This window comes from Aeromonas cavernicola (assembly GCF_002795305.1).
Lineage (GTDB): Bacteria > Pseudomonadota > Gammaproteobacteria > Enterobacterales > Aeromonadaceae > Aeromonas > Aeromonas cavernicola.
In genome coordinates, this window is record NZ_PGGC01000091.1 from 13682 (window position 1) to 31482 (window position 17801).

The window sequence follows — 17801 nt, forward strand, 5'->3', positions numbered from 1 at the left end:
ACTGACGTGGCATTGCTGCCACGCCAGCGGCGTTAGTGCGCTCAGCTCGCTGCGTCACGCCGCTGGCGCGGCTAGCGTTGCAAACGTGTTGACGTTGTCCGGAACGAGTTGACGATTGCCGGCAACGGCCTGTGGTTTGTTAACACGCGGCGGACAGTTCACCACAACAGAGCGACCATTTTTATCAGTCACGACCGTGTAGCAGTCACCGAGCCAATCCACGCGGTAACCCATGTTAATGAGATCATCCGAATTGAAAACGAGTTCATCATCACCCAGTTTGCCGCTAAACAGCACTAACCCCTCGAAACGGCCGTAATAAATAGCCCCGCTAGCGCCGTTCGTGTAGAGCTCAGTCACACCATACGGCGTCATGAAAACAGACTCAGCCCCAACAGCGCTATTTGTCGAGAGAGAAACAGGCAAAGCCACAGTATCAGCAGGCGAACCAGAACGACCCTCAGAAACCACAGCAGTGCCCGTTTTAGATATGTCAGACTCTGAAAACATGTTTTTGAAAATAAACCAGCCCCAACCGAGCAAAATCGCAGGCAGTACGATAAACAGGACGAAACGGATTTTAAAACTCGATAGCGGCCCAGTAGATTGACCAGATTTTGTGATAGAGCCTGTCTGTGTGGATTTATATAAACGATGAACAGCCAACGGAACATGCCGTTTAAACGTGATGCTCTGGCGCGTAGGGATACCATTTTCGAGGGGGTTATGTTCATAAATGCGTGGTTTCCGTTTAGAGAAAAAGAAACTGTCTTTGCTGGAATAGGCAAACGCCACTTCACAACACGAACGAACAGGGCGCGGGATAGATGTAATATCAGGCGTAGCAAACACAACATCCCAATTGTAATGACGATGGCGCATGAAACTTTCTTTTGGTGTCGTCGGGTAAATAATTCTACCCCGTTCATCAAAAACAATTCGGCCCGTGTCGTCAGTGTCACAATCGTCAAATTCGGTGGGTTTGAATTTTTCTAGTGTGTCCTTAAATAACTGGATGAAATCGGCGGGTAATACATCGCTGTACGTATCAATGGGTTTTAAATCGTAATCAGGCTGGCCCTTAAAAACGTCCCTGTCATATATATCCTGACACTCATCAATAAACACGAATGCGCCGATGGGCATCCAGTGATGCCAACGTCTCCATAATTCCTGATAGCGAGGGTCTTGTGAGCTAATCCGAAATAGACGAGCGCCGTCTGGGAATTTTTCGCCTAAAAATTCCTCGATACGGTGCAACGGATACATGCCAGCAACGTTAGTGACAACGAGACGGCCAGCACGTAGCGCAGGCAATAAACGATACCAAATGACCGAGGATGATTTATAACTGCCGTTGTGACCGTGTTCAATGACGATTGCCATTTACCACCCCATGATATTCATAACAAAACGAGTAATGTAGGCGTTAATTAATAAATTGAGACCATTTGCAAACCCTAGTTCCTGTAGTGCCCAGCGAACCCCGTTAGGCATTTGGGAAATAGATGAAACCAAATAACCGCTAATATTAATGTCTATGGCTATTTGTTTGGCAACCAAATAGGCAAATTTAATGGTTTCGAGTTTCACAGTAATAACGGCCAGTGTGTAATACTCAATTCCCCATGCCACAAAACGGTGAAACATATTTGGCACCTCCTGAGTAACAGCAAAATGGAGGTCGTTTAGTTTGGAGCCCACATAATCCAAAAATGATGTGTCATCAGCAGCCAATGCCAACGACGGAATTAACAATAACAGTAATGTGATATTACGCATTTTTACGACCCCCCATTAATACAGCGAACGCAACTAATACAGCCAAAAACCACAAAGCCTGTTTAGGGCCGGATGAAAAAAACAGCTCCATATTAGATTTACCACTCAAATCGATATTAGCGCCGTTAATGTCATGGAAATCGTTGTTATATGAACCAGCGATTGATAAATCACCGCCCGAAAACACGTTTTTAATATCCTGCATAACACCAGATATTTCAGTGTTTTTATCAGTAACTTTCTTTTTAACATCAGCGATGGATTCATCATTAAAAATGGATGATAAACCAGAGCCGGAATTATTAGGGGATGGTGTAAAAGAACATAATGGGCCAGTGCAGGGGCCGTTCCCCTCCCCGCCCCCAGTACCCCCACCAGTACCGCCCTTTTTTAATTCGTCGAGTATGTCGATTAAAATAGATTGCTGTGTGTAGGCTGAATTTTCTAGTGCAAATGCGGAATCACTGATTTTTTTGGTATCAGCTGCCATGGGGTACAAAATACCGCTCACATCACCACCACCGCCGCCGCCGCCCATGTGACTTAAATCACGACGAATATCCCATAACAAATCCGTTATTTCCGTGTGTTTGCCATTCCAGAATGCAGGGTCGAAAACCGTTTTTTCGTTGAGCTGTTTAATATTGGCAGCAACCTCATAATCCAGCGGTGTATCACCAGCGCCATTTAATAACGTGGATGTGTTATAGGCTGTTCGTTCCAATGCATTTAACATAGGTGCCATGAAATTTGAATTATCTAACAGTCGGTCAGATGAAATTTTATCCGAGAATTTATTGATTTCGTTTTTAATAGATGCGGCGGATTGGACAACGTTATTAGACACAGCATTAAAACCGCGTCCCAAATCAGTTGTAAAATCACGACCAACAACAATACCGCCGACGTTAACGACGCCGTTTGGATTAGCGTACGTACCGTCTGGGCCGCCCTGTTCACCACCAGAGTTACCGCTCCCCGTGCCGTCCCCTGGCTCCCACAGGCATTCCTGACCCGTTGATATGTACGGCCCTCGTATTGGAGGACTAGCAGATGGAAACTCAACACACAATTCGGCACCAGCGCCACCGCCACACATAGCAACACAACCGCCCATTGTCGAACCAGAAAAAGCAACACAAACACTACTACCAGTACTAATAGGGAATGTGCCGTAATTCACGCTATGAGCGCACGCAGCAAACACAATAGACGGTAAAAATAGAGGGACAGCGAGGAGAAAATGGTAACGCATGATAGGGCCCCTGATAGTAAAAAGGGGCCTAACAGGCCCCTGAAAATCTCAGGAGGTAAACACTCCAGAGAGGAACGCAGCACCGAAAACAAACGCCCCCGTGGCTGCGAGTATCGCCGCGACCAACAATTATTTGCGCAACCAGCTAACAATCATACCGACACAGAAACCAAGAGCTGCGACAGTAATTACACCAGCGGTCACAGTGCCATAGTTGGCAGTACCGTTGGCAATAGCGGTTTGAATTTCATCACTGATAGCAGCTGAGGCAGGCATAGACGCTAAGGCCATGACAGCAACAGCAGGAATCAGAGCCAATTTTTTAGAACCATTAAAAAACGATTTGATTTTTTGCATGGTGTTATCCCTTTCTGTGGTTAACGGCCCAATTTACGAGCTATCAGGCCAGTGAAATACCCTCCCAGAAACAGGAGGATAAAATATAAAACGAAATATCCGAATAAATCCAAATCCAAACCGAACAGGTCGGGAATTGTTTTTATCTGTGATAACTCTGCGGGAGTTATCATTGCAAAAACGAGCTCGCCGCGTGTGCCTATTTCTGGGCATGTATCTAATGCCCGCATATATGAACGGTTTGTTAATTCATCAATAAACAGACACGCGCGTTTAGCCATTAAAATTTACTCGATGTTTTTTCTGATTCGGTGGATGGTTTAATTAAACCAGTCACGATATTACGGGTTAAATTGGTTGGGTCGGGCTCTACAGAAATATCAATCGTTTCACCGATTTGACAGAGAGCGAATTTGTTAAGAGCTGAGGGCTCTAAATCGACCTCTTTAGGCTCATAACCGAAACCGTGATAATTCATGGTCGCGGTAGTGACTGGGCTAATAGGGATGGCATACGTAAATTTACACATGTCATACGGTTTGCCTAATTTCGATGTTCCGTGACGATGAGCGGCACCGATAAATATAACTCTCATGGTTTAGGTTCCTATTTTGGTCACTGTTACTGTTTAGGCTGCTATTCTAAAACGCTGCCATCAGGATACTGTAGAAATGCACTAATAGAATTAGCGTAAATCTCAGTAAAAAAATAATTGGCCTTAGATCTATCATCAAAACGTTGGGTTTTAATTTCGGCGTCCAATGTTTCCCATTGAACTAAATATTGGCCAGTTTCGGAAATCAGTTTTTGCTGTTCGGCTGCCATACGAACGTCGAGACAAATCTGACGGCGGCAATAAACGTCACTGTTACCAATAATAGGGAGATGACAACACGGGCAATAATTCATGATGTTACCCCACTAAACGCAAACCAGTTGACGGGAGTTGATACCAGCTAGGCGGCATAATTTCCTGTCTGTGAATTTCAGTGCAGGAAACCATTTTAATTGGGCTGAACTGGCTAACGTTACACGGGCGAGCAATATCAATGCCGATTTTACGGAGTCGAGCGCGATGTGTTTTTGTTTGGCTCTTGTTTAAATCAAATTCCTGACCGTGCATCCACTGATATGCGTACATGGCTGTGGTGTTCGCGGCCCGCGTTGAATCAACAATGCCAGAGGAATAGAGCTGTTGTGAAATCGTCTCGAATGTCATATTTGATACGCTCAATGTTTTGTCGAGGTCAGTAAATTCGTCCATTAATAGATGTAATTTGGCGAAATCAGACATACCCCAATACGTTAAACCATTTCGTTGTAAATACCGATATTTGAGTTTTAATTCATAACGCACTAAACCAACTGCCCAACATAAATCAATAACTCGTTTTAAATGTTCAACCTCATCAGATTCAGGCCCAAACGTTTTAATTATTTTGTCTAATGAGTGTAATTCTAATTCGTTGGCTTTCGCGTAAATACAGGGATAAATCAGAGAAGCGTTGCCTTTTTTAGATTTCCAGTCAACGCCAAAACCATTGGTAAATAGATTAGGGACAGAATTACGATATGGCAATCTGGAAATTGCTGATAGGTATTTTCTCTCGTTACCTGCACCAACAGTAAAATTTTTTGTAACGTGCAGCTCTTTAATGATTGCCCCATCAGCGCCAATGTGTTTCATAGCTGAACCATCCTCATAAAATACACGAGTGCATTTAGTGAACTGGGGAATAAAATCAAAATCGGCATATATTTCACGCAAAATCTCGTTGAATTTCTCAACGCATAAATCAATTGAACGCAAACCCCAGAGGTTTTCAACACGGCCCCAACGTGATGGGTTACCCGACATAACGAGACAATGGCCAGATGCACGGATTAAAACAGAATCGCAAAACGAGCCGCGATGACTAAACGCGGGTGAGGCGAGGGAGCCACCCTCTGTGATTTCACCCTGCTCAACGACGACGCGAATATATGCGTTGCCGTCGAGTACAGGTAACGGTGTGTCAAACGTCTGCTCTATCCCTAACCAGTCGAAAAACATATGCACCCATGCACGCATGTAACATTTTGTTTATTTGCACGCATGTATATATGCACTCACAAAACCTGTCAACATGTATACATGTAAACTGAGGGGGAGAGCCCAAAGAGGATTTATGACCATGCCAGCAACATTACGGTTAACAAAAGAAGAGCAAAGAAAAGCAGAAGTAAAATGCAGGGAAATCAATAAGATACTTGTAAATATGGAAAAGGCGCCAATTCAGGAATCAGAGTTGCTACATAAACTGATAGATTTTGCAGTTGACAAAGTGAAAGTGAACAAGCGGGGGGAGATTGTAATCGAGTCATAGACGCAAATTAGTATGGGTTATCATACCAAAGTCCGAGAGTCACTGAACCTCGGACTTCAAAACACCCCCAAACCCCCTACCCCGCATTGGGGGTTTAACTGCCGCGCTTCGCTTGCCTCCTCGCCAGTTCTGCCATGGCGAAACGATGCCATGACAGAATGGCCGAGGCTATACGAGCACCACATCAAAAACGGCATTTATCGTCACTGTGACCATAAATGCCAAATCAAAACGGCAGTGTGAAAAATCAAATCTGGCTATTGATGCCGGATTTTGGCAGCTGATAAAACGCAGCATCGCGAATGGCGCGGTAAATGGCGTCCAACGCATCGGGAGTCAATTCCATACTGTGGCCCTGTCGAACAGCCCGAATGAATGTATCCAACTGCTCGAAATGCTCTCGATTAAACGTAACAGTTACCGATTTTTGAGATTTACGGGCACGGTAACGGGCCTGTTTTTGGGCTGGGGTGAGGGCTGAACCAGTTGATGGGCGACCCCGTGGGCGAGACTGGGGGATTAAATCGAGTTGATTTTCGGTAACTGTTACCAGTTCAAACGAGGGGCCGTTTTTGGGAGCGCCAGCAAACAAACCCGTTGATTTGATTACTTTTTTTTCAACCCCACAAATAACAGCAATCCAGTACGTTTTAGTGTCCTGTAGAACTGGCCATGTAGTACCTGATTCAACCCCAATGCCCGATTGCGTGCAGCGAATTTTCATAACCATCCCCTATTTATCGTAACTGTTACCGTAATTGCATTATGGGTCACTGTTACCATAAATGCAATGATTTTCGGTAACTGTTACCAAAAAATCGAGGCTTCGCATAATCCAGATTATGTTACGGGCGCTATGTCGTTGCGACGATGCCAGCGAACTGGCCCACGTCGCGGCCTAACAGCGTCACCCTGCCCCCTGCGGGAGTATGGCAGGGTGAAAACCACTCAACATAATCACGCACATTATGCGCATTTATGCCTGTAGGTAGAACAAAGGGGCCGGAGGCCCCTTGATCATAGCGGATAGTCTCAATTCACCTGTTCGATGCCACTAAACCACACCTCAGGCGACCATTTGGCCGTATTTTGGCTTGTCCGTAGCCTTACCTTGCATCCAATCATCGACTTTGCAGTCTGTGCAACATCGACAGCACTTTCCTTGAATGCATACTTTGAGATCTTTCTGGCTTGAGCCTCGGTGCTGACCACAAAAAAACAATCGTCGTTTTCACATACTCCGGCGAGCACACCAAAATCATTCCACACATAGCCCATATGGTAGCCCTGCAAGGTTGTTAGAACGGGCCGACAAAGCCCCTTGATCATTGATGCCGATAATTGGCTTTATCGGCATCATTCAGCGTCTAATTCAGCCTTTTCTTCCGCGTAATCATGTTCTTCTTGACGACAGCTAGGACATAGCAAAACCTCTGGATCGTCACAAAATGTATAAGCCTCAAGAAGATCATTACCTTCAAGCGGAACCTCACATCCATTGTGGTGATCACCAGGGTCAGTCACACCCGAACACTGTTGAGTCAAAAATGACTGAAGAACGGCCTGTTGAAGCGCAGTCAAACTGGCAAAATCATTCTCAATTGCTGACTGAGCAATCCCTGCAACCTTACGATCTTCGTTAGCGTAAACATCCATTTTTAGTTGAATGTTCAAAATACGTTCAATTACACCCATTTATCACCTCATAAGTCATTGTAAATAAAAGCAGAAAACCATTTCCCTACTGGCAGTCATGTTGTCATCTGAACCTTAACTTGGCCTTAATCACTGATTGATAACTCAAAAGAGATAACACCCCTCCCCTGTGGATAGCGTGAGCATGGTTTTCTGGGAATTCCCCCCGTATTTTTAGCGTTGGTAATAAGGCGTTATGACAAAGGGGCCGTAGCCCCTGTGTTAGGTATCAAGGTGTTAAGAAGGCCGCAGGCTATTCAGGGGAATGTTGTTCTAGCTCTGATTCATGAACAAACACGCCATCATCGCTGGGCCTGACATCCACTGCGATAGGACGAGTACCATCAGCCACCATTCCGGTGATAATACCTGCGACGCATTTCCAGGCGATCACCGGACGAAGCGCCCCGTCGGCGGTGCTGAAAAACCAACCGGACGCAGGCAGCATTTGTAATGGTATATCCGAAATCATGGTATCTCCTCAATTCAACGGTGTTCGAGCCGACGGCACGCCAACGAGAGAACGCTAGCCAATGTGACCAGCGTCTATGTGCCTCTGATGGGCAGCTAAAATGGGTGGCCGCCTAAGCCTTATCTGTTTTAGTGAGTAATTTATCATTCAAGTTGTGCCTATCACAATGGTTTATAGCGAGGCGTTAGCACGAGCCTGCTAGTGTATGCTGCCGCGAGCATAAAATGCGATAGATTATCGTTTAGCCTAATGGGGTTTACAGCAACACTTACACTCCTTGTTACTGCGAAAAAGAGGACGTTCATTCGTTATCTCTCACGTCATCGCAATCTATCCAACGGTTTTTGCTGAGCACTTTCGTGACGTTCCTGCTGGCTGGTATGCAGGTATTGCGAAGTGGTGTCGATGCTGTCATGGCCTGCATCAGCTTGCACATGGGAAAGCGGCCGACCGTTGAGGTTAATATCATGGGTGATCCCGGTATGGCGTATTGCATGTGGGGTGAGCTGACGCATCTCTGCACCATCTTGAGCAAAACCATCCTGCTCGGCCAATTCTGCACCTTTGACGATCACCGCTTGTACCAGTTCCCGTAGTTGCCGAATACCGAGATTGGCATTGAGCTCGCCTTGCTGGCGACCATGGGCCGCAGGCTTATGACGCACAAACAGCGGCGTCTGCTCATTGGGAGCTGGTAGGGGTGATAAACCGAGCTGGATCCGGTAGCGTTTGAGTGCATCCAGTAAGGCGTTGGATACCGCGACGGTGCGCCGTTTGCCTCCTTTGCTACGGGGAATGTAGTACCCCCATACCCCGGTATGATGGTCACGGCGAAATTGCCCCATCACTGGGGTAAAGCCCGGTTTGGCGGCGACCTCAGAGATCCGTAAATAACAGGCGTACAGCAAGATCACCAGAAAACGGCTGCGCTCATGTTGTTCTGGTGATGCGCTGGCCAGTTGATCGGCTGCCTGGATCACATAAGACCACTGCAACTCGCTAAAGGCTTGGTTGCTCTCCTCCCCCTCTGGTGGCGCGGGGCGCTTGGCCCGTTGCAGCTGCAGGGCTGGATTCCTCTCCATGTACTCCTCTTGGATCAGAAACTGAAAAAAGGCGGACAGGATCGCGAGCTTGGTTTTCATTGCGGGTTCACTCAAGCGGTATGGCAGCTCACTGCCGAGCTCTCGCTTACCCAAGAAGGGGCGCCACAGTGGATTGGGTAACCGCTCTCCCCACTCCTTATCGACAACAAATTGTGCCACGTTGCGATAGGCGATAAGCGTTGCAGGTGGGGAGTGACAATAGTCGAGGTAGTGGATCATCACGCGGCGGGTCAGCTCGCTTGGGTTGATGCGCATGACAGCAAAGCACCAGTGTAAGAAGGTAGTGAGTTCACTGCGATAGGTTTTGTAATTGTTCTCACTGTGACGTTGCTCTAGCAGCCAGTCGACGGCCAGCTCATAAATCAGCCCAGCATCGGGTACATCATTGAGGCTAAGGTGGGCCAAATAACGGTTCACCTCTGGGTTACCCGCCTCAAGGTATGGCAAGCCATCAAACAGTGGCATCGCGGGTGGCAATAATAGTGGTGTCATGGGGATGATTACTGTGTGCAATGGTGGATCGGCTTTGAGGGCTGACGTTCAGCTAATGGGGGTTGGTTACGCTCATACGACGACCCACAGCGGCGAAGGTATTTGGCTCATTGACCCATCAGGATAGAGACAATGGCCACTGTCATGTGAGCAGGGCCATATTCAATAGATATGCGCATGAGTTAAAAATTTCTCGGGGTAAATAGCTTTAAAAATGATTTTAAAATCGTTTTTTATGAATAAGAGGGCTGCGTTAGCCCCCATAAATCGTGAGCCTTGTTTATGCCACGCTCTTGAGCGACTTGCCCTTGGCGGCATGCCCACTGGTCAGCGGTGCGGCGGTATCACTCCCCTGCCCTTTTCCTCCTTTCAACAGATGCTGTAACGATTCCCGTTGCTCGGCGAGGTAAAACGCCAACTCTTCTTGTTGTGTTGTGGTCAACGCCACAGGGCCGTTCGCCAGTAGCGTCATTAACTCATCGGCGGTATCCAGCAGCTTGTCATAGGCATCCGCCTCTTTTTTGCTGGCAAAGGTCATTTTTTCCACTCCCTCACGTACTACCACATATTTGGTTTCGACAGCCATGCTGGCCTCCTTTTGCTGATGATGAATAAAGTATATGTATGGATATACAGTATTGCAAACATCCGTGCAGGGAAAACAGTGCGGACCAGCAAGGCCCGCGTGTCAGTACGAATAACCTAGCAGCGTTCGCCGAGTCAGATCACCAGCAGATCCATAAAAGCGTGTACCGGGGTGGCGGCAAGGCGTGACCCATCCTGACAGAGGGCCAGAATGTCGTTGACCCGTTTCGCCGGGAAGCGGGTGGCCAGATTGTGCTGGAATTTCTCCACCAGCAGCGGGATCCCCTCCTCCCGCCGGCGGCGATGGCCGACCGGGTACTCCACTTCAACCTTGGCAGTGTGAGTGCCGTCCTTGAAGAAAATCTGGATGGCGTTGGCAATGGATCGTTTGTCCGCCTCCAGATATTCACGGCTGTAGCGCTTGTCCTCCTGCACCACCATCTTGCCGCGTAGCGCGTCGATGCGGGGATCGGCCGCCACGTCATCCTCGTAATCCTCGGCGATCAGGCGCCCAAAGATCAGCGGCACCGCCACCATGTACTGCAGGCAGTGATCCCGGTCGGCCGGGTTGTTGAGGGCACCCACCTTGCTGATGATGCGAATGGCCGACTCATGGGTGGTGAGTTCGATGCGGTCGATCTCATCCAGCCGCCCCTTCACCTGACCGTGCAGCTTCATGGCGCACTCCACCGCAGTCTGGGCGTGGAACTCGGCGGGATAGGCGATCTTGAACAGCACGTTCTCCATCACATAGGTGCCATACCCCTGCTGCAGGGCGAACTGATTGCCCTTGAACAGCACATCGTAGAAACCCCATTTGGGGGCAGTCAGCACGCCGGGATACCCCATCTCGCCACTCATGGTGATGAGCGCTAGGCGCACTGCGCGGGAAGTGGCATCCCCCGCCGCCCAGCTCTTGCGGGAACCCGCATTGGGGGCATGACGGTAGGTCCGCAGGCTCTGGCCATCGACCCAGGCTTGGGAGACCGCATCGATCACCTGATCGCGGGTGCCGCCCAGCATATGAGTCACCACGGCGGTGCTGGCGACCTTGACCAATACCACGTGATCGAGACCGACCCGGTTGAAGGAGTTCTCCAGCGCCAGCACCCCCTGGATCTCATGGGCTTTGACCATGGCCACCAGCACATCAGCCATGGTGAGCGGTGCTTTCCCCTCGGCGACGCGGGTACGGGAGAGCCAATCGGCGGTGGCCAGAATACCGCCCAGATTGTCGGATGGGTGACCCCACTCGGCGGCCAGCCAGGTGTCGTTGTAATCGAGCCAGCGGATGATGGCGCCGATATCCCAGGCCGCCTTGACCGGATCGAGGCAGAGTTGGGTGCCGGGCACCCGGGCACCATGGGGCACGATGGTGCCGGGTATGATGGGGCCAAGGTGCTTGGTGCACTCGGGAAAGCGCAGGGCTAAGAGGCCACAGCCCAGGGTATCCATCAGGCAGTAGCGGGCGGTGTCGAGGGCCGCCTCGCAGGTTACGGGGTGTTTGCAGACATAATCGGCAATATCGACCAGCACCTGATCGGGCGCGGGTCTGTGGTTGACGTCGACGTTGGCGGACATCGTGACTTCCTTATCGTTGTTGTAGAGAGACAAAGTGACGGGGGGCCGGGCCGACGTAATCGGCGCTCGGACGGATGATCCGGTTGTGCTCGCGCTGCTCCATCACGTGGGCGCACCAGCCGGTGACCCGCGAGCAGACGAAGATGGGGGTAAACAGCTTGGTCGGGATCCCCATGTAGTGATAGGCGCTGGCATGGAAAAAGTCGGCGTTGGGAAAGAGCGCTTTTTCTTCCCACATCACCTGCTCCGCCTCGCAAGAGATGCGGTAGAGCCGGTCATCCCCCACCGCTTCGGCAAGCTTGGCCGACCACGCCTTGATGATAACGTTGCGCGGATCCGAGGTGCGGTAGATGGCGTGGCCAAAGCCCATGACCTTCTCCTTGGCCGCCAGCTTGGCCAGCAGTTCGCGCCTTGCTTGGGCTTCATCCTGCCAAGGCGCGATCATCGCCATGGCCGCCTCGTTGGCGCCGCCATGGAGCGGGCCGCGCAGGGTGCCGATGGCGGCGGTGATGCAGGAGAACATGTCGGACAGGGTCGAGGCGCAAACTCGCGCTGCAAAGGTGGAGGCGTTGAACTCATGCTCGGCGTAGAGGATGAGGGAGACGTGCATCACCCGACGCTCCAGCTCGCTTGGCGCTTTCTGGTGCAGCAGTGCCAGAAAGTGGCCGCCGATACACTCTTCATCGGTATCGAGAGCGATGCGTATCCCTTCATGGCTGAACTTGTACCAGTAGATCAGGATCCCCGGGAAGGCGGCCAACAGCCGATCCGCTACCTCATGTTCATGCTCGAACCCCTCTTCCGGCTCCAGATCGCCAAGCATGGAGCAGCCGGTGCGCAGCACATCCATGGGATGGGCATTGGCGGGGATACGCTCCAATACCTCCAACAGTGGCTGGGGCAAGGCGCGCAGGCGACGCAGTTCACGTTTGTGCCCATCAAGCTGCTGCTTGTTTGGCAGCTCCCCCTTGAGCAGCAGATAGGCGACCTCTTCAAACTGGGCGCTATCGGCCAGCTCCTTGATGTCGTAGCCGCGATAGGTGAGGCCGGTGCCGCTCTTGCCCACGGTGCAGATACTGGTTTCCCCCGCACTCTGCCCGCGCAGACCGGCCCCGCTCAACGGTTGTTGTTGTCCCATATGTGGCCTCTTACTCGTTGCCAGAAAACAGACGATCCAGTGTCTGCTCGTAGTGGTGATAGCCGAGGAAGTCGTAGAGTGACTCCCGGGTCTGCATGGTCTCCACGACGGCCCTTTGATGGCCATCCTGGCGAATATGTTGATAGACGTTGAGGGCTGCCTGATTGGCGGCTCGATTGGCGCTCAAGGGGTAGAGCACCATGTCGACCCCGTGAGCGGCCAGTTGCTCTTTGTCAAACAGCTCGGTTTTGCCGAACTCGGTCATGTTGGCGAGGATCGGCACCCCGACTGCCTGCTTGAACTGGTCATACTGGGCAAGATCGGTCACTGCCTCGGCGAAGATCATATCGGCGCCAGCGTCTACATAGGCAGCGGCACGTTCAAGAGCAGAATCTATCCCCTCCACCGCCAGCGCATCGGTGCGGGCCATGATGACGAACTCGCTATGCTCGCGAGCATCCACTGCTGCTTTTATCCGATCGCACATCTCCTCCAGCGACACCACCGCCTTGTTGGGGCGATGGCCGCAGCGCTTCTGGGCTACCTGGTCTTCCAGATGGACGGCGGCAACCCCAGCCCGCTCGAACGCGCGGATGGTGCGGGCGATATTGAATGCCCCGCCCCAGCCAGTGTCGATATCGACCAGCAGTGGTACTCGGGTAGCCGCGGTGATCCGCTCGGCATCGATCAGCACGTCGTTGAGGGAGGTCATGCCGAGATCCGGCAAACCGTAGGAGGCATTGGCCACCCCAGCGCCAGAAAGATAGAGCGCCTGAAAACCGCTACGCTCGGCCATTAACGCCATATAGGCATTAATGGTACCGACGATCTGTAGGGGCGCTTCATTAGCCAAGGCGGCGCGAAAGCGCAATCCTGCCGAGGGAAACGCAGTAGACATGTTGACTCCTTTCATCCAAGTAATGAGGTCATCTAATATCACGTTTACGTTAACGTCAACACCGCTTTGGTATCAATTGATAGGTGGGCAAGACAGGGGGAGGCTTTTAGGGTAAATTTCCGCTATTGCTTCAACAGGTTGAATATATGATGGAGCCCGACTTCGTTATCGTTTGTCCAGCGTGTGACCTGCTTATTAAGCGCAAGGCTCTCCCGCTGCGTCGCCATGCTCACTGTCCTCGCTGCCACCAGCACCTCTACGGCCGTTATGCCTTTCGCCCTTCTCAGTTAATGGCGCTGACGATAACCGGCTTGTTATTACTGCCATCGGCGTTTTTCGAACCACTTATCTATCTGCGATTAGCCGGAGTGAATACCGACGCGGACCTGCTCAAGGGGATTTTTATCCTACTGGCAGAGCATGAGTATGTGGTCGCTGCCTTGGTGCTGTGGTGTGCGGTATTGGCGCCGGTCGGCTTGCTACTGGGTATCTTCGCGTTGGCTTCTGGCTTGGCTAAACGTTGGCGCATCTTGCCTTTCACCCTCAAAGCAGTGGCCGTTTTCCGCCACTGGGCGATGCTCGAGGTCTATATAGCTAGCCTGCTGGTTGCGTTGTTCAAACTGGTTGATATTGCTGATGTGCGCCTAGGGGGAGGCTTATTGAGCCTCGGTATCCTGATGCTGCTCAATTTGACCTTACTGACCCTATTTGACCCCTCCCCCTATTGGCGCCGGGTCGCAGAGGAGCGCGATAGCGATGACCAGTGCTCGTGAGTTAGGACTCTGCCGTTGCCATACCTGTGGCCTGCTGGTGCGTTACCAAACTAATGCCCAGTGCCCTCGCTGCCGCTCTCGGCTACAGGTTCGTATCCCTCATTCGCTCAGGTGGTCATGGGGACTATTAGCGCTGGCCACGTTTATGCTATTGCCGGCGAATTTGTTACCTATCACCCACTTCTACAACAAAGGATTGCTGCAGTCAGACACCATTTTTAGCGGGATCATGATGCTTTATCGCAGCAAGATGTCTGGTATTGCCACCATCGTGTTGGCGGCCAGTATTCTAGTGCCAGTGGGCAAGGTGATTGGCTTGGCTTGGATTTGTTGGCAGTTGCAGCGGGCGAAGCCGGTGCGGCGCAAACGCCAGCTGTTGATGTATCGGCTGATCGACTTTATCGGCCGCTGGTCGATGTTAGATCTGTTTGTGATCTCCTTGATGGTGGCCTTGGTAGATCGGGGGGTGTTGCTCAATGTGCGAGCGGGCCCGGGTGCAACGGCATTTGCCGGCGTGGTGGTATTGACGATGTTGTCGGCGCGGATGTTGGATACCCGTTTATTGTGGGATAAGGCTGCCAGGTAACAAGGCGAGCCACCCTATTGTTTTTCATCAATAAGATAGCGTTTTCACAAACGAAAGGAGCCTGTATGGTCGGGGCTGAACCCCTCATTGAAAAACGCCGTTGGTTATCGCCGGTCTGGCTATTGCCCTTGATTGCGTTGTTACTGGCGGGAGGCTTTCTCTATCAGCAGGTAGTGAGCCGTGGCCAGCTGATCGAAATTAATTTTGCCCAAGGCAATGGCATCTTGCCGGGGAAGACCCAGATCCGTTATCAAGGGGTCGCCATTGGCATCGTCCAAGATCTTGAGCTGGCTGATGATGGTCGCAAGATAGCTGTGCTAGCCAAGATTGATAGCCAAGCGAGATCGCTTATGCGTAAGGGATCTGAGTTCTGGCTGGTGAGTCCAAGAGCATCCCTGACCGAGATTTCAGGTTTAGATACGCTGGTATCTGGCAACTACATCAATGTGCAACCTGGACAGGAAAGCAATCCACCAGAAGAGACGTTCGAGGCGCTTGAAGGTCCACCCCCCGGCTATCAGGCTCAAGGGCGCGTGTTGCACCTAACCGCTGATTCATTGGGCTCTATCGGTATTGGGGCCAAGCTCTATTTTCGGGGGATCGAGGTGGGCAGTGTCATTAATACCCGTCTTGGCAAGGATAACCAACATGTCCTTCTTGATGTGGTGATCGAGCCTCGTTTTGAACATCTGGTAAAAGCGGATACGCGTTTTTGGAACATCAGCGGGATTAAGAGCTCTTTTAGTTTGGCGGGGGTGAGTGTGGAGGCCGGAAGTCTCAGCTCTATCTTAAGTGGGGGGATTGCCTTTGACTCTCCTAATGCATCGCCAGAATCAGAGAAAGGTCAGATCTTTGTCCTGTACAAAGGGCTTGCCGAAGCCGCCCGCGGCGAGCGCATTGAGATCCTTGCTGGGGATCTGGCCATTAAGGAAGGGATGCCAATCCTCTATGAAGGGATTGAAATCGGCCGGATCGACCCCGTTCGTTTGACCGATAAAGGCCGAGTGGTCACCGCGTTGTTCAACCCAGAGCAGGCTTATCGGATTACCGATAACAGTCAGTTGATATGGGAGAGCGCCAGTTTGTCGCCTGCCGGTGTTAAACATACCGACCGTTTACTCACAGGCCCAGCCATTCGGCTCGATTATAAACCGGGCAATCTTACCCAGACGCTGGCGCTCATTGATCGTGCTACTCCGATTGGCACCAAGGTGGTGCTCCGAGCCGACGACCTTACTGGGCTGAGCCAAGACGCTCCTATCTGGTACAAAGGGCTACAAGTCGGACAAATTAGCCAGTTGGTCCTTGATTCAGAAGGGCAAGCCCGTGTTGAGTTACATATTGCTCCCGATTATGGCCACCTCCTCAAAGGGGCTCGCTTCTATCGCGCTACCCCACTGCTGATCAATGCCGATTTGAGTGGTATCAAGGTCGAGACTAGCCCTGTCAGCACATGGCTAGCAGGGGGGATCTCACTAGTCCAGGTGCCGAACAGCGAGCAACTTAGCTACCTCTATCCCAGCCAAGAACTGGCACTGCTCGGCTCTCGCGCTAACAAACCTCGCCAGTGGATCTTGCAAGCGGCGCAGGCAGATGGCATTGGGGTAGGCTCGCCGGTCCTCTATTTGGGGCTGGAAGCGGGTAAGGTCAGCGCGCTGCGGGCAGGCAAAGAGGGGGTTGAGGTGGTGCTGGCGATCAACGCGGCTTATGCTCCTCTGCTTGCACAGCAACCTCAGTTTTGGAAAAAACCTGCGCTGGAAACGCAATTTCGCCTTGATGGGGTCGAGGTGAAGGTGGGCAATTTGGCCACCTTGTTGCGGGGGGCTATCGAGTTTGATGAGTTAGCCAATGGCCATAGCAGTCATCAGTTATTTGAGAGCAAAGCGCAGGCGCAAGCCAAAGTACGTACCGTATCGCTGGTTGCTGATAGTAATCCGGGCCTGAAAATCGGCAGCCCGATCCGCTATCGTGGGGTCGATATCGGTCATGTTGAGCAGATAATGTTGCAGCCTTCAATGGGGCAAGTGATGTTTAAAGCCGCATTAAATGCCCAGTATGCCGCGCGTTTTTTGCAGTCTGGTGCTCGATTTAACTTGGTCGAAGCCAAAGTTGGGTTAGGGGGGATCGCCCATCTCGATACCTTGGTTAAGGGGGCATTTATTGATGCTGAACCTGGTAAAGGGGCGAGTCGGGATCAGTTTCCCCTCAGCCAACATGAGCCAGTTGGGTTAGCGCTGACCCTGACCAGTCGAGCGGTTGATGGTCTTGCTATCGGTAGTCCTTTGCTATTTCGTAAGATGGTGGTCGGCAGTGTGACCAATATTGAACTGGCTCGCGATGGCAGTGAAATAGTGGTTGCGGTAAATATTCAACAGGAATACGCCCATCTCGTCAGGGCAAACAGCCGTTTTTGGAATGTATCTGGGGTAAAAGCAGATATTGGGTTAACCGGAGGCACCATTGAAGTTGAAACGGTGCAAAGTTTATTAGCTGGGGGCATTGCTTTTACCACGCCGGAACAAGAGATGGGCTCAACCGTCAAAGCCAATCATCGCTATCCGTTACACAGTAAGGCGCAGAAAGAGTGGCTTGAGTGGAACCCCAGAATTGCCCCTTGACCTAGCAGGTGACCAAGAGTTGAGCCCTCGAATCGATTAGGCCGGTTCGAGGGGATGAGCTGTGGCGTGTGGTCAGTGAGTTAAACCTAAATGAGTCTAA

The 17801-nt window shown here is 51.1% G+C and carries 21 protein-coding genes; 4 read left to right on the top strand and 17 right to left on the bottom strand.

Annotated features, from left to right (window positions below; genetic code table 11):
- Positions 1-54: 54 nt before the first annotated feature.
- From CUC53_RS10380 to CUC53_RS10410, 8 genes are all read right to left on the bottom strand, one after another.
- Positions 55-1386, bottom strand: coding sequence for a zonular occludens toxin domain-containing protein (locus CUC53_RS10380; protein WP_100294094.1), 1332 nt, complete (start codon positions 1384-1386; stop codon positions 55-57).
- Positions 1387-1782, bottom strand: coding sequence for a DUF2523 family protein (locus tag CUC53_RS10385; protein WP_100294095.1), 396 nt, complete (start codon positions 1780-1782; stop codon positions 1387-1389).
- On the bottom strand, positions 1775-3037 hold the full coding sequence (locus CUC53_RS10390) for a hypothetical protein (protein WP_236757904.1): 1263 nt from the start codon (positions 3035-3037) through the stop codon (positions 1775-1777). The genes CUC53_RS10385 and CUC53_RS10390 overlap by 8 nt, the downstream gene beginning before the upstream one ends.
- Before the next feature lie 129 nt (positions 3038-3166).
- Positions 3167-3394 carry a hypothetical protein gene (locus CUC53_RS10395; RefSeq protein WP_100294097.1) on the bottom strand — a complete coding sequence of 76 codons (228 nt, stop codon included), beginning with the start codon at positions 3392-3394 and terminating at the stop codon, positions 3167-3169.
- A gap of 20 nt (positions 3395-3414) precedes the next feature.
- Entirely contained in the window at positions 3415-3675 is a 261-nt protein-coding gene (locus CUC53_RS10400; protein WP_100294098.1) for a hypothetical protein, read from the bottom strand.
- Positions 3675-3989: a hypothetical protein gene (locus tag CUC53_RS10405; protein WP_100294099.1), complete on the bottom strand. Its 315-nt coding sequence runs from the start codon at positions 3987-3989 to the stop codon at positions 3675-3677. Before CUC53_RS10405 ends, CUC53_RS10400 begins: the two co-directional genes overlap by 1 nt.
- 41 nt (positions 3990-4030) lie before the next feature.
- Positions 4031-4219, bottom strand: coding sequence for a hypothetical protein (locus CUC53_RS18875; protein ID WP_157798251.1), 189 nt, complete (start codon positions 4217-4219; stop codon positions 4031-4033).
- Between the two features lie 88 nt (positions 4220-4307).
- Positions 4308-5465: a phage/plasmid replication domain-containing protein gene (locus tag CUC53_RS10410; protein ID WP_236757905.1), complete on the bottom strand. Its 1158-nt coding sequence runs from the start codon at positions 5463-5465 to the stop codon at positions 4308-4310.
- A gap of 97 nt (positions 5466-5562) precedes the next feature.
- On the opposite strand from CUC53_RS10410, the gene CUC53_RS10415 reads away from it, so the two are divergent.
- Positions 5563-5760 carry a hypothetical protein gene (locus tag CUC53_RS10415; RefSeq protein WP_100294101.1) on the top strand — a complete coding sequence of 66 codons (198 nt, stop codon included), beginning with the start codon at positions 5563-5565 and terminating at the stop codon, positions 5758-5760.
- A gap of 247 nt (positions 5761-6007) precedes the next feature.
- On the opposite strand, the gene CUC53_RS10420 is transcribed toward CUC53_RS10415, so the two are convergent.
- The 9 genes from CUC53_RS10420 to prpB form a co-directional block, all read right to left on the bottom strand.
- Positions 6008-6484, bottom strand: a complete 477-nt coding sequence (locus CUC53_RS10420) for a hypothetical protein (protein WP_157798252.1) — start codon at positions 6482-6484, stop codon at positions 6008-6010.
- Positions 6485-6792: 308 nt separating this feature from the next.
- A complete protein-coding gene (locus tag CUC53_RS10425) occupies positions 6793-7038 on the bottom strand; it encodes a hypothetical protein (RefSeq protein WP_157798253.1) in 246 nt (81 codons plus the stop codon).
- Positions 7039-7116: 78 nt separating this feature from the next.
- Entirely contained in the window at positions 7117-7455 is a 339-nt protein-coding gene (locus tag CUC53_RS10430; RefSeq protein WP_100294104.1) for a hypothetical protein, read from the bottom strand.
- 253 nt (positions 7456-7708) lie between these two features.
- On the bottom strand, positions 7709-7927 hold the full coding sequence (locus tag CUC53_RS10435) for a hypothetical protein (protein WP_100294105.1): 219 nt from the start codon (positions 7925-7927) through the stop codon (positions 7709-7711).
- 320 nt (positions 7928-8247) lie between these two features.
- Positions 8248-9522: a tyrosine-type recombinase/integrase gene (locus tag CUC53_RS10440; RefSeq protein WP_100294106.1), complete on the bottom strand. Its 1275-nt coding sequence runs from the start codon at positions 9520-9522 to the stop codon at positions 8248-8250.
- Between the two features lie 280 nt (positions 9523-9802).
- Positions 9803-10108, bottom strand: coding sequence for a YebG family protein (locus CUC53_RS10445; protein ID WP_100294107.1), 306 nt, complete (start codon positions 10106-10108; stop codon positions 9803-9805).
- A 134-nt stretch (positions 10109-10242) separates the two neighbouring features.
- On the bottom strand, positions 10243-11688 hold the full coding sequence (locus tag CUC53_RS10450; protein ID WP_100294108.1) for a bifunctional 2-methylcitrate dehydratase/aconitate hydratase: 1446 nt from the start codon (positions 11686-11688) through the stop codon (positions 10243-10245).
- 10 nt (positions 11689-11698) lie between these two features.
- Complete coding sequence (gene prpC / locus CUC53_RS10455) at positions 11699-12826, bottom strand: bifunctional 2-methylcitrate synthase/citrate synthase (protein ID WP_100294109.1); 1128 nt, start codon at positions 12824-12826, stop codon at positions 11699-11701.
- 10 nt (positions 12827-12836) lie between these two features.
- Positions 12837-13724 (bottom strand): methylisocitrate lyase, encoded by an 888-nt coding sequence (gene prpB / locus CUC53_RS10460; RefSeq protein WP_100294110.1) that lies wholly within the window; start codon positions 13722-13724, stop codon positions 12837-12839.
- Positions 13725-13870: 146 nt separating this feature from the next.
- Between prpB and CUC53_RS10465 the strand changes: the two genes are divergently transcribed.
- From CUC53_RS10465 to CUC53_RS10475, 3 genes are all read left to right on the top strand, one after another.
- Positions 13871-14497 (top strand): paraquat-inducible protein A, encoded by a 627-nt coding sequence (locus CUC53_RS10465; RefSeq protein WP_100294111.1) that lies wholly within the window; start codon positions 13871-13873, stop codon positions 14495-14497.
- Positions 14475-15083 (top strand): paraquat-inducible protein A, encoded by a 609-nt coding sequence (locus CUC53_RS10470; protein WP_157798254.1) that lies wholly within the window; start codon positions 14475-14477, stop codon positions 15081-15083. The genes CUC53_RS10465 and CUC53_RS10470 overlap by 23 nt, the downstream gene beginning before the upstream one ends.
- Before the next feature lie 65 nt (positions 15084-15148).
- Complete coding sequence (locus tag CUC53_RS10475) at positions 15149-17701, top strand: MlaD family protein (RefSeq protein ID WP_100294113.1); 2553 nt, start codon at positions 15149-15151, stop codon at positions 17699-17701.
- The last annotated feature ends 100 nt before the right edge of the window (positions 17702-17801 follow it).